Here is an 11763-nt window from a genome sequence, read left to right as displayed (position 1 = left end):
GCTTCGAGTCTTACTGGTTGTAGGCGCTCTCGCCGTGGCTGTTGACGTCCAACCCTTCGCGCTCCTGCTCTTCCGGCACTCTCAGCCCCACCATCGCGCCCGCGATCTTGAAGGCGATAAAGGCGGCGACGCTTGACCACACCAGCGTAATCACGACGCTCAGCAGCTGGATCCACACCTGATGCCCCATCGTCACCCCTTCGGCATAGCCGGTGCCGCCGAGGGAAGAAGCGGTGAACACGCCGGTCAGCAGACAGCCGACGATGCCGCACACGCCGTGCACGCCGAACACGTCGCAGGTGTCGTCCACTTTCAGCCATTTCTTCAACGTCACTACGCCCCACAGGCCGGCGACGCCCCCCACCAGGCCGATGATCAACGCGCCGCCCACGCCCACGGTGCCCGCCGCCGGCGTAACGGCAACCAGCCCGGCGATCATGCCGGAGCAGGCGCCCAGCAACGAAGGCTTGCCGCGCAGCACCCACTCGGCAAAGGTCCAGGACAGAATGGCGCCCGCAGTAGCCACCACAGTGTTCAGGAATGCCAAGGCCGCAATGCCGTTAGCCGCGCTGGCGGAACCGGCGTTAAAGCCGAACCAGCCGATATACAAGATGGAGGCGCCGGTAAACACCATCGGCAGGTTATGCGGTTTGAACGCCTCTTTACCGAAGCCGGCGCGTTTGCCGAGCAGATAGGCGCCGATCAGCCCGGCGCTGGCGGCGTTGATGTGCACCACGGTGCCGCCGGCGAAGTCCAGCGCGCCGTCGGTAGCCAGATAGCCACCGCCCCACACCATGTGCGCGATCGGCAGGTAAGACAGGGTGAACCACAGGATCGCGAAGATCAGCACCGCCGAGAAGCGAATGCGTTCGGCGAAGCCCCCCACCACCAGCGCCACGGTAATGCAGGCGAAGGAGGCCTGGAAAGCGACGTGGATCATCTGGCTGATGCTGCCGGTGACGCTGTCGATGCCGATGCCTTTCAGCATCGCCGTCTGGAATCCGCCGAACACCGCATTGCCTTCGCTGAACGCCAGGCTGTAGCCATACAGCACCCACAGCACGCAGACCAGCGCGAAGGTGACGGTGACCTGCGTCAGCATCGACAGCACGTTTTTGCCGCGCAACAGGCCGCCGTAAAACAGCGCAATGCCGGGCAGCGTCATGAACAGCACCAACGCGGTGCAGATCATCATAAAGGCGTTGTCGGCCTTATCGGCGACCGCCGGGGCGGCCAGGGCCAAAGAAGGAACCATTGTTACCGAACTCAGGCCCAACATGGATAACAGTCTTTTCATTATCAATCATCCCCATCACTTAACTGAGTTCGCGGTTACAGTGCCGATTCGTCGGTTTCGCCGGTGCGAATACGGATCACGCGTTGCAATTCGGCAACGAAAATTTTGCCGTCGCCGATTTTGCCGGTGTAGGCGGCTTTGCTAATGACATCAACCACTTCATCCAACTGATCGTCGGCGATGGCGATATCGATTTTGACCTTGGGCAGGAAGTTGACGTTATATTCGGCGCCGCGATACAGCTCGGCGTGCCCTTTCTGGCGGCCAAAGCCCTTCACTTCGGTTACGGTCAACCCCTGAATGCCCACGGAGGACAAGGCCTCGCGCACGTCCTCCAGCTTGAACGGTTTGATTACCACGGTCACCAGCTTCATATTGCCTCTCCACGAATTAAGCCCAAACTCACCCCGGTACGCCTCATATGTAGCAAGGGCTGTGCCAAATTTTATTTTGCATGGCGATTCAGCGGATTAGCGGGCACGCGGGCGCCGCCGCGGCGCGGTGCAGTACCGATACCTTGAATGGGTTAAATAATGCGCACTGATTTGGTGCGCGTCGCGTCGAAAAAGTGCAGAAAGGGGGCGTAGCCTGGCGGAGTTGCCTGCTTGTGGTGCGTTGGGAAAAATAAGGGCCGCGATCGCGGCCCGTGGGATCAGGCGGGTTGGCTCTCGTCGCGCACCGCTTCCGCCAACTGCTCGCCCGCCAGCTGCAGCTGATACATCTGGTAGTAGCGCCCCTGCTGCGCCAGCAGCTGTTGATGGTTGCCCTGCTCCACCGCCTGGCCGCGATGCAGCACCAGAATGGAATCGGCATCGACGATCGTCGAGAGGCGGTGAGCGATCACCACCAGCGTGGTGTGCTCGCGGATCACGCGCAGCGCCCGCTGGATAGCCTGCTCGGTGCCCGAGTCGATGTTGGCGGTCGCCTCGTCGAGGATCAGGATCTGCGGCGCCTGCACCAATACCCGCGCCATCGCCAGCAGCTGTTTCTGTCCGACCGACAGGTTATTGCCCTGCTCCCCCAGCCGGGTATGGATACCCTGCGGGAAGCCGCGCACCAGACTCGCCAGCTGCACCGTTTCCAGCGCCCGCCAGACGGCTTCTTCATCGATGTTGCGCCCCAGCGTCACGTTGGCCAGCACCGAATCGGCGATCACCACCGGATCCTGTTGCACCATCGCCACGCCCTGGCGCAGCGTGCGGTGCGACAGGCTGGAGAGCGGACGGCCGTCGAGACGCACTTCCCCTTCGCTGACCGGGTAATAGCCCATCAGCAGGTTAGCCAGCGTGCTCTTGCCGCTGCCGGTATGGCCGACCAGCGCCACGAAGCCGCGTGAGGGCACCGCCAGCGAAATATGCTGCAGCACCTTTTTATCCGCACGGTAGGCGAAGCTCAGATCGGTGATGTCGATGCTGCCGCCGGCCAACGGACGATCGTCTGCGCCGTAGCTTTGCTGGCTGCGATCCATCAGTTCGAAAATACGTTCGCCGGCCACCACCGCCTGCTGCAGGATCGACTGTTGTGACGTCAACTCGATCAGCGGTTCGTTCAAACGCCCCAGGTAGTTGATGAAGGCATAGAGCACGCCGACGCCAATCACGCCTTCGCCGCTGAAGCCGAACAACATCAGCAAACCGCACAGCACCAGCGCCGAAAACAGACTGAGCAGCGGCCGCAGCAGAAAACCGTCGAGCCGCAGCGTCTGCATGCGCGCGAGATAGTGCGATTGGCTGGCGGCGCTCATGCGCTCGCCGAACCTCACCTGCTGGCGGAATTGCTGGATCACGCCCATGCCGTTGATCACTTCGTTGAAACCGTCGTTGATGTCCGCCAGATAACTGCGCACCCGGCGCACAATCGGCGTGCTGTAATATTGATAGATGCCCATCACCACGAACACCGCCGGGAAGATACAGATAGCCACTAACGCCATGCGCCAGTCGAGGCTGAACATCGCCACCAGCATGGCGCCGATCAGCGCGGCGCTTTTCAGCACCGTGGAGACCACCATCACGTACAGGTCCTTGATCACTTCGGTGTCGTTGGTGACGCGCGAGATCAATTGCCCGACCGGTTGCGTGTCGAAGGCGCTGAGCGGCTGGCGCAGCGCGGCGTCCATCACGTCGGTACGCAGCCGCTGCACCACGCCTACCGCCGCCTGGTTGAACAGCAGCGCCTGGAAGTAGTGCAGCGCCGCCGCCAGCAGCTCCAGCAGAATGTAGGCCGCCGCCAGCCCGCCGACAATCATCAGCGGCAGTTGCCCTTTGGCGACGTAATTATCGATAAAATAGCTGACCAGGATCGGCCCGGCGACTTCCGCCGCCGCCGCCACCCACAGCATCAGCACCGCCACCCCCAGCGGTTTGCGGTACGGCGAGCCGTAGGCCAGCAGCCGCTTCAGCGTCGGCCACAGCTTTTGCACTTTATTCATCGGCCAACGCCTCCTCGCCGTTTTCCGGCGCTTCGTCCAGCGCCGCTTCCAGCTGCTGATAACGGTACATATCGCGATACCAGCCCGGCTGCGCCGCCAGCGCCGCCGGATCGCCGCGCTGCGCCACGCCGCCGTGCTGCATCACCAGGATTTCGCTGGCTTCGGTCAATGCCGACAGCCGGTGCGCGCTGATGATCACCGTGCGATCTTGCCCCCAGCTGCGCAGGTTGTGCAGGATCTGGTGCTCGGTACGGCCGTCCACCGCCGACAACGCATCGTCGAGGATCAGGATCTCCGCATCCAGCAGCAACGCGCGCGCGATGGAGATGCGCTGTTTCTGGCCGCCCGACAGCATCACGCCGCGTTCGCCCACTTCGGTGTCATAGCCCTGCGGCAGCCGCAGAATGTCCTCATGGACGCTGGCCAACCGCGCCGCCTGTTCAATCTGCGCCTGCGTCGCCCCCGGCTGGCCCAGCGCGATGTTGTTCGCCACGGTATCGGAGAACAGGAACGGCGTCTGGCTCACCACCGACAGGCGCGAACGCCAGTCGTCGAGCCTGACCTGCGGAAGCGGCAGGCCGTGATAGCGGATCTGCCCTTGGTCGACGTCGAACTGACGCTGGATCAGCGACAGTAATGTCGACTTACCGGCCCCGGTCGGCCCGCACAGCCCCAGCATCTGCCCCGGCTTCAACGTCAGCGCCACGTCATGCAGCGCCGGGTGCGGGTTTTCCGGGTAGTGGAACGCGCGGATATCCACCTCCAGCACGCCGCGCCCGGCCGGCAACGCCTGCGGGCCGTCCTGCACCGCCGGCGCCTCGTCGAGCAGGCTGCGGATACGGCTGTAGGCCGCGCTGCCGCGCTCGACGATGTTGAACATCCAGGCCAGCGCCAGCATCGGCCAGATCATCAGGCCGAGGTACATCACAAAGCTGGTCAGTTGCCCGAGCGTCAGCGAACCGTTCACCACCATCCAGCTGCCGCCGCCGATGGCCAGCAGGTTAGAGGCGCCGATGGCGATATAAATGGTCGGATCGAAGCGCGCATCCACCCGCGCCACGTGCATGTTCTTGGCGCCGGTCTGCGCCGCGACGTCGGCGAAGCGGTTGGATTGGTGATCTTCCAGCCCGAAGGCCTTGATCATGCGGATGCTGGTCATGCTTTCCTGCGCCTGATCGTTGAGGCTGGAAAACGCCGCCTGCGCCGATTTAAAGCGCTGGTGCAGCTGATCGCCGTAATATTTGATGGCGATCGCCATCAGCGGCATCGGGATTAACGCCAACACCGTCAGCTGCCAGCTGATTTGGGTGCTCATCACCACCAGCACCACCAACCCCATCACCAGCGAATCCACCAGCGTCAGCACGCCTTCACCGGCGGCGAACACCACGCGATCCACGTCGTTGGTGGCGCGCGCCATCAGATCGCCGGTGCGGTGGCGCAGGTAGAACGCCGGGTTCTGCCGACTGAGCTGACGGTAAAAGTTTTCGCGCAGCTCGACCGCCAGCTGGTAGGAAGCGCCGAACAGCAGCACCCGCCACACATAGCGCAGCAGGTAAACGACGATCGCGGTGCCGATCATCAGCCCAAGCCAGGCCAACAGCACGCCGGTAGACATCTGTTTTTCGGTGACGCCGTCCACGATGATGCCGACCAGTTTAGGCGGCAGCAGTTGCAGGATGGCGATGACGATCAGCAATACCACCGCGCCCAGGTAGCGGCGCCACTCCCGGCGGAAGTACCAGCCGATTTGTGCAAATAATCTCACGCAGTTTGATTCCAGGGTTTTATGAGGTTTGTCTCTTTTTCCGCTTCAACGGAGCAGGATACCACCGTTGAGCCGCTCGTCCGGTGAACTTTTCACTCCGGCACCGGCAGCGCGGTGGTGTATTTGATTTTTTCCATGGCAAAGCTCGAGGTGACGTCGATAAGGCCCGGCACGCCGTTCACCAGGCGCTTGTAAAAACCGTCGTAACTTTTCATGTCCGCCACTTCGACCTGCATCAGGTAGTCGTACTCTCCCGCCATACGGTAGAACGCCAGCACCTCGGGCATCTGGCTGGTCAGCTGCACAAACGCCTGATACCACTCGCTGCTGTGCTGCTGGGTCTTGATCAGCACGAACGCCGTCAGCCCCAGGCCAAGCTTTTCGTTATCCAACAAGGCCACCCGGCCGCGGATATAGCCTTCGTCTTCCAGACGCTTCAGGCGCTTCCAGCACGGCGTAGAGGTCAAATTAACCGCATCGGCCAGCGCCTGCAGCGACTGGGTGCAATCTTGCTGCAGCATGCACAGCAGCTTACGGTCTGTTTTATCTAACATAGCGGCCACCTGGAGAAAAATTTTCTCCCATTAGGCGATTAAACAGGGAAAATGGCAATCCTTTTTTCCTGCCGACAGGCTATGCTACGCCATAAATCAGCCCCCTATTCTGAGGCCAAATCATGACAAACTCTTGGGTAAAATATGCTATCGGTGAAATAGAAGCGGATTTTCAACGCTCCGCCGATACGCACCTGATTCGCCTGAACCTGCCGGCGTTTCCCGGCATCTGCCTGTACCTGAAAGATGAGAGCACCCACCCGACCGGCAGCCTGAAACACCGCCTGGCGCGCTCGCTGTTCCTTTACGGCCTGTGCAACGGCTGGATCACCGAGAACACCACCATCATCGAGGCCTCTTCCGGCAGCACGGCGGTGTCCGAAGCCTACTTCGCGCGGCTGATCGGTCTGCCGTTCATCGCGGTGATGCCGTCCTGCACCGCACGCCGCAAGGTAGAACAGATCGCCTTTTACGGCGGCCGCTGTCACTTCGTCGATCACGCCGCCCAGATCTACGCCGCTTCCGAACAGCTGGCGAAAGAGCTGAACGGCCACTATATGGATCAGTTCACCTACGCCGAGCGCGCCACCGACTGGCGCGGCAACAACAATATCGCCGACAGCATCTTCCGCCAGATGGCGCGCGAACCTTTCCCGGTGCCGAAACACATCGTGATGAGCGCCGGCACCGGCGGCACCTCCGCCACGCTGGGGCGCTATATCCGTTATCAGGGGCACGACACCCGGTTGACGGTGGTCGATCCGGAAAACTCGGTGTTCTATGACTGCTTCCACCACGGTGATCGCACCCTGATCGGCAGCTGCGGCAGCCGTATCGAAGGCATCGGCCGCCCACGCGCCGAGCCGTCGTTCATCCCTTCGGTGGTCGATAACATGTTGCGGGTGCCGGACGCCGCCAGCGTCGCCACCATTCACTGGCTGGAGGCCGTGCTCGGCCGCAAGGTCGGCGCCTCCACCGGCACCAACGTCTGGGGCGCGCTGCAATTGGCGAAGCAGATGCGGGAAAACGGCGAGCAAGGGGCGATCGTTACCCTGCTGTGCGACAGCGGCGAGCGCTACCTCGATACCTATTACAACCCGGAGTGGGTCAGCAACAACATTGGCGATCTGCAACCGTATCTGGCGCAGCTGGCGGATTTGTAACGCCGGGCGCAACGTAAAAAAAAGCCGGGTAGTCATACCCGGCCGGCTGTAAGGAGAACCTCATTATTCGGGGGAATAGGTGAGGCAAGGTGAACGCAGCCAATGTTGTAAATAATGAGCTACCGCCTGTTGTTGGCAGTGGCCGATAACCGGCAGCTGCGGCAGCAGGGATTTCAGCTGCGGCAGGGCGTTCCCCATCACCACGCCGTGTCCCACCGCGCCCAGCATCTCTTTGTCGTTCATCGCATCGCCGAACGCCATGCAGTCGGCCATCGTCAATCCCAGGTGACGGCTCAGCCGATCCAGCGCCGCGCCCTTGTTGCAACCGAGTGGCAGCACCTCCAGGCAATCGTAAGCGGAGAAACACAGATCGGCCTCGCCGCCCAGCTGCGCCCGCAGCTGCACCTGCAATTCCAGCAACTCCTCATGCGGTGCGACAAAGCACACCTTGCTGTTGCCGAACGCCGGTAAGCGGCGCACGTCAGCCAGTTGGAAACGAAAGCCGCTCAGGTGGTGCGCCTGCAGCATCTCTTCCGGCGCGGGGAACTCGGTCAGCCAACCTTCGTCGCGGAACACGTGCATGCTGGCGCGGGTGCGCCAATGATGATGCAGCACCTCTTCGGCGATCTCCGCCGGCAGATCGGCGGCGTGCAGCTGTTGGCCACGGTTGTCATACACCCGCGTGCCGTTGCCGGTGATCAGATAGCCCTGCAGCCCCAGCTGCGCCATGATCGGTTGCGCATCGAGGTAGTGCCGCCCGGTGGCGAACGTCACCACCATCTCCCGCTCCACCAGCTGGTTCAGCACCGCCAGCGTTTCCGGGCCAACCCGGTGATCCGGCATCAACAGCGTACCGTCCATATCGAAAGCCGCCAGGCGATACATAAAGACCTCATGAATGTGAACGCGATTACAATCAGTGCAGTATGGGATGGTATTTGCGGAAGTAATAGTGAACAATTTGGGAAAACTGTTCCGGATTTCTGCTCATGCGCCTGGTTCACCGTCTCAGCCAATATCAACGCCTGTATCAACAGCTCGGCAACGCGCCGGTCGCCGTGACCATCGGCGAGCTGGCGGCAATGTTCTACTGCAGCGAACGCCATGCCCGCACGCTGGTGCAGCAGCTGCAGGATCAGGGCTGGCTGAGCTGGCATTCTCAGCCCGGCCGCGGCAAACGCGCCAGCCTGCATTGCCTGAAAACCCCGGATGAGCTGCGCGCGCAGCTGTTGCAGCAGCTGTTGCAACAGGGCAATCATCAGGGGGCGCTGGAGATGGCGCAGCTCGATCCGCAACACCTGCAGGATCTGCTCAGCCCGCACCTCGGCGGGCAATGGCAGGCCGGCAGCCCGACGCTGCGCATTCCCTATTACCGTACGCTGGAGGCGCTCGATCCGCTCACGCTGACCGGCCGCGCCGAGCAACATCTGGTGTCGACCCTGCACGCCGGGCTGACGCGCCTGATGACCGGTAACCCGGAGCCGCAGCCCGATCTGGCGCACCACTGGCAGATAAGCGATGGCGGCCTGCGCTGGCGATTCTTTTTACGTAGCCAGCTGCGCTGGCACAACGGCGAACCGTTGACCGGCCAGCAACTGCTGCAAACGCTGGAAAAACTGCTGGGCCATCCGCGCAGCCAACCCAGCCTGAGCAGCGTCGCGAACGTCAGCCTGCCGCATCCGCTGTGCATTCAGTTCGACCTGCACCTGCCGGACTATTGGCTGGCACACCGGCTGGCGGAGCTGCCTTGTCTGATGACGCACCCCGAACTGCCGGCCATCGGCGCCGGCCCATTTAAACTGGCGTTGAATGAACCGCAGTTGGTGAGGCTGGAACAGCATGCCGGTTACCATCTGCAGCATCCGTATCTGGACACCATCGAATACTGGATCACGCCCGATCTGCCCATCACCGGCGCCGACGCCAGCTGCCGGCATCCGGTGCGCATCACCATCGGTCAGCAAGACGATTTGGCGCAGGCCCGGCCGGTGCAGCGCAGCATGAGCCTGGGCTGGTGTTATCTGGCGCTGAACCTGCGCCACGGCGTGCTGAGCGAAGCCCAGGGGCAAAAGCTGCTGATGCTGATCCAGCAGTCCGGCCTGCTCAGCCATCTGCCGATCCCCAACAGCGTGATCACCCCCAGCCATGAAATGCTGCCCGGCTGGCGCATCCCCAGCCAACGGATTGAAGAAAATGTCCCGCTGCCCGCTCGGCTAACATTGCTGTATCGGCCGCCGGTCGAGCTGGAAACGGTGACGGTCGCGCTACAGCGGCTGCTCGCGCAGCACGGCTGCGAGCTGGAAGTGCGTTACTACGCCGGCAAGCGCTGGCAAAGCGAGGCGCAAATCGCCCAGGCCGACCTGCTGCTGGCAGACAACCTGATCGGCGAGGCGCCTGAGGCGACGCTGGAGAGCTGGCTGCGGCAGGATTCGCTGTGGCGCGGTATCCTGACGGCAAGCCGCTGGCAGCAGCAGCAGGAGACGCTGCGGGAGATCCAGCAGCTGCAGGCGCAGCCACTGCGCTTCGAACGGCTGCAGGCCTATTATCAACAGCTGATGGCCGCCGCCATCATCACGCCGCTGTTCCACTACCAGTATCAGATCAGCGCGCCGCCGCGTATGCATGGCGTGACGCTGACCGCCCATGGCTGGTTCGATTTTTGCCAGGCGTGGCTGCCGCCGCCGGTGGATGAGGCACCGACCGGAGCCGAACCGCCCTGCGCCTGACGGCCCTTTCTGCTACTATTGTCGCCGCAACGCAATTTTTATCCTGCCGCCCGAATGTGTATCGGGAATGGCCAAAGCCCAAAAAGGTGATTTTATGAAACGCGCGGTTGTCGTTTTCAGCGGTGGACAAGACTCCACGACCTGCTTGATCCAGGCATTGCAACAGTATGACGAAGTTCACTGCGTCACGTTCGATTACGGCCAGCGCCATCGCGCCGAAATTGAAGTGGCTCAGGAGCTGTCGGAGGCCCTCGGCGCCAAGGCGCACAAGGTGCTGGACGTGACGTTGCTCAATGAGCTGGCCATCAGCAGCCTGACTCGCGACAATATTCCGGTTCCCGCCTACGATCCCAACCAGAAAAACGCGCTGCCGAGCACCTTCGTGCCGGGCCGCAACATCCTGTTCCTGACGCTGGCGGCGATCTACGCCTACCAGGTGGAAGCGGAGGCGGTGATCACCGGCGTGTGTGAAACCGACTTCTCCGGCTACCCGGATTGCCGCGACGAGTTCGTCAAAGCGCTGAACCAGGCGGTGGTGTTGGGCATCGCCCGCGATATCCGCTTCGAAACGCCGTTGATGTGGCTGAACAAGGCCGAAACCTGGGCACTGGCGGACTATTACCAGCAGCTGGATCGGGTGCGTCAGGATACGCTGACCTGCTACAACGGCATCAAGGGTGACGGCTGCGGCGAATGCGCCGCCTGCAACCTGCGCGCCAATGGCCTGACGCAATATCGCGCCAACCAGGCGGAAGTGATGGCGGCGTTGAAACAGAAGGCCAGTCTGGCCTGAGGCAGCGACGGCGGCAGCCTCCGCCGCCGGTGAGCTGACTGCGAATGTTATTTGGGCGTGAGCGCTTCCAGGTGCTCGCGCAATTCCCCTTCAATCGGCAGCGCCCGCTGCGTTTTCAGATCGACGCACACGAAAGTCAGCAGCGCGTCGGCCACCGGCGTCCCCGCCGGATCCTGCGTCACCTTCTGGCTCAGCACCCCGCTTTTGCCGTTGAGCTGCACCATCTGGCTGTCGATGCGCAGTTTATCCCCCAATACCGCCGGGCTGCGGTAATTGATGTTGATGTTCACCACGATGAAAGCGATGTTGTTTTCCGTCATCCAGCGGAACCCGGCTTCGTTCTCCAACCACTCCCAACGCGCCTCTTCCAGAAACTCCAGATAGCGGGCGTTGTTAACGTGCTGGTAAACATCAAGGTGATAACCGCGAACTTTGATAAAGGTTTGCATAGGGAACGATCGCTCCTGCCTGGTGATTACAGAAAGAGGGAGCCGCGTGGGCTCCCTCGCCCGTTTGGTCAACGCGCCAAACTGGTAAGACCTGTAAAATGTAGCAGAGTCGCCATTGCCTCAGCGGCATTTTGCCGCGCAGCCGCGACCGGGATCACATTTTCAGCCGAGTGCGGTTCTTCTCGAACAGCGCCGGCCCGATGCCCGGCACCTCCTGCAGTTGCTCAACCTGGGTGAATGGCCCGTTCTGTTCGCGATAGCGCACAATGCCTTCCGCCTTCTTCAGACCGACACCGCTCAAAGCCGCTGCGAGCTGTTCGGCGGTGGCCTGATTGATGCTGACCGCCGTCTCTTCGGCCGCCTTGGTCATCGCCTGTTGCCCGCCATTGCTCGTCGGGGTTGAGAGCATCGGCGCCGGCGCATCGGCTTTATCCGCCGCGGCGGCCGGCACCGCCAGGCATAACAACAGCGCGGCCAGCGCGGCTTTAACGTGATGACGGTAACCTGATAACGTTTTTTTCTCTGTATGTTGCATGCTGTATCCTCCTTGTGTGTGACAGCACGGCTACCTTGCCGCGGCGG

General features: G+C 62.0%; 11 protein-coding genes. 3 read left to right on the top strand and 8 right to left on the bottom strand.

Translation table 11 applies throughout. From position 1 onward, the window contains the following. Positions 1-10: 10 nt before the first annotated feature. The 5 genes from amtB to ACSBQS_RS00905 form a co-directional block, all read right to left on the bottom strand. Positions 11-1297 carry an ammonium transporter AmtB gene (gene amtB / locus ACSBQS_RS00925; protein ID WP_033642085.1) on the bottom strand — a complete coding sequence of 429 codons (1287 nt, stop codon included), beginning with the start codon at positions 1295-1297 and terminating at the stop codon, positions 11-13. 35 nt (positions 1298-1332) lie between these two features. Further along, positions 1333-1671: a P-II family nitrogen regulator gene (glnK, locus tag ACSBQS_RS00920; protein ID WP_004940327.1), complete on the bottom strand. Its 339-nt coding sequence runs from the start codon at positions 1669-1671 to the stop codon at positions 1333-1335. A gap of 278 nt (positions 1672-1949) precedes the next feature. Continuing rightward, the gene (gene smdB, locus ACSBQS_RS00915) at positions 1950-3728 is read right to left on the bottom strand and encodes a multidrug efflux ABC transporter permease/ATP-binding subunit SmdB (RefSeq protein ID WP_033642082.1); all 1779 of its coding nucleotides are present in this window, start codon (positions 3726-3728) and stop codon (positions 1950-1952) included. After that, positions 3721-5496, bottom strand: coding sequence for a multidrug efflux ABC transporter permease/ATP-binding subunit SmdA (gene smdA / locus ACSBQS_RS00910; RefSeq protein ID WP_033642081.1), 1776 nt, complete (start codon positions 5494-5496; stop codon positions 3721-3723). The genes smdB and smdA overlap by 8 nt, the downstream gene beginning before the upstream one ends. Positions 5497-5588: 92 nt before the next feature. Then, positions 5589-6050, bottom strand: coding sequence for an Lrp/AsnC family transcriptional regulator (locus tag ACSBQS_RS00905; protein WP_004940330.1), 462 nt, complete (start codon positions 6048-6050; stop codon positions 5589-5591). A gap of 122 nt (positions 6051-6172) precedes the next feature. On the opposite strand from ACSBQS_RS00905, the gene ACSBQS_RS00900 reads away from it, so the two are divergent. Continuing rightward, a complete protein-coding gene (locus ACSBQS_RS00900; RefSeq protein ID WP_033642080.1) occupies positions 6173-7213 on the top strand; it encodes a PLP-dependent cysteine synthase family protein in 1041 nt (346 codons plus the stop codon). 63 nt (positions 7214-7276) lie between these two features. Here ACSBQS_RS00900 and cof read toward each other — a convergent pair whose 3' ends face one another. After that, entirely contained in the window at positions 7277-8098 is an 822-nt protein-coding gene (cof, locus tag ACSBQS_RS00895) for an HMP-PP phosphatase (RefSeq protein WP_047025761.1), read from the bottom strand. A 104-nt stretch (positions 8099-8202) separates the two neighbouring features. On the opposite strand from cof, the gene ACSBQS_RS00890 reads away from it, so the two are divergent. Beyond that, positions 8203-9939: an SgrR family transcriptional regulator gene (locus ACSBQS_RS00890; RefSeq protein WP_434989467.1), complete on the top strand. Its 1737-nt coding sequence runs from the start codon at positions 8203-8205 to the stop codon at positions 9937-9939. Positions 9940-10033: 94 nt separating this feature from the next. Next, complete coding sequence (gene queC, locus ACSBQS_RS00885) at positions 10034-10732, top strand: 7-cyano-7-deazaguanine synthase QueC (protein ID WP_047575348.1); 699 nt, start codon at positions 10034-10036, stop codon at positions 10730-10732. Positions 10733-10779: 47 nt separating this feature from the next. Here queC and ACSBQS_RS00880 read toward each other — a convergent pair whose 3' ends face one another. Both ACSBQS_RS00880 and ACSBQS_RS00875 read right to left on the bottom strand, forming a co-directional pair. Beyond that, positions 10780-11181: an acyl-CoA thioesterase gene (locus ACSBQS_RS00880; RefSeq protein WP_033642075.1), complete on the bottom strand. Its 402-nt coding sequence runs from the start codon at positions 11179-11181 to the stop codon at positions 10780-10782. A gap of 154 nt (positions 11182-11335) precedes the next feature. After that, the gene (locus ACSBQS_RS00875; protein ID WP_033642074.1) at positions 11336-11716 is read right to left on the bottom strand and encodes a ComEA family DNA-binding protein; all 381 of its coding nucleotides are present in this window, start codon (positions 11714-11716) and stop codon (positions 11336-11338) included. Positions 11717-11763: the final 47 nt, after the last annotated feature.

Origin of the sequence: Serratia sp. H402Y (assembly GCF_051172415.1) — a bacterium.
GTDB classification, from domain to species: domain Bacteria; phylum Pseudomonadota; class Gammaproteobacteria; order Enterobacterales; family Enterobacteriaceae; genus Serratia; species Serratia ureilytica.
The sequence above is the reverse complement of the archived record's forward strand: the minus strand, read 5'-3'. Positions and strand labels throughout refer to the sequence as shown.

Excerpts from the sequence above, each read along its gene's own strand:
- amtB (WP_033642085.1), bottom strand. The coding sequence starts at position 1,297 with ATGAAAAGACTGTTATCCATGTTGGGCCTGAGTTCGGTAACAATGGTT.
- glnK (WP_004940327.1), bottom strand. The coding sequence starts at position 1,671 with ATGAAGCTGGTGACCGTGGTAATCAAACCGTTCAAGCTGGAGGACGTG.
- smdB (WP_033642082.1), bottom strand. The coding sequence starts at position 3,728 with ATGAATAAAGTGCAAAAGCTGTGGCCGACGCTGAAGCGGCTGCTGGCC.
- ACSBQS_RS00905 (WP_004940330.1), bottom strand. The coding sequence starts at position 6,050 with ATGTTAGATAAAACAGACCGTAAGCTGCTGTGCATGCTGCAGCAAGAT.
- ACSBQS_RS00900 (WP_033642080.1), top strand. The coding sequence starts at position 6,173 with ATGACAAACTCTTGGGTAAAATATGCTATCGGTGAAATAGAAGCGGAT.
- cof (WP_047025761.1), bottom strand. The coding sequence starts at position 8,098 with ATGTATCGCCTGGCGGCTTTCGATATGGACGGTACGCTGTTGATGCCG.
- ACSBQS_RS00890 (WP_434989467.1), top strand. The coding sequence starts at position 8,203 with ATGCGCCTGGTTCACCGTCTCAGCCAATATCAACGCCTGTATCAACAG.
- queC (WP_047575348.1), top strand. The coding sequence starts at position 10,034 with ATGAAACGCGCGGTTGTCGTTTTCAGCGGTGGACAAGACTCCACGACC.
- ACSBQS_RS00880 (WP_033642075.1), bottom strand. The coding sequence starts at position 11,181 with ATGCAAACCTTTATCAAAGTTCGCGGTTATCACCTTGATGTTTACCAG.
- ACSBQS_RS00875 (WP_033642074.1), bottom strand. The coding sequence starts at position 11,716 with ATGCAACATACAGAGAAAAAAACGTTATCAGGTTACCGTCATCACGTT.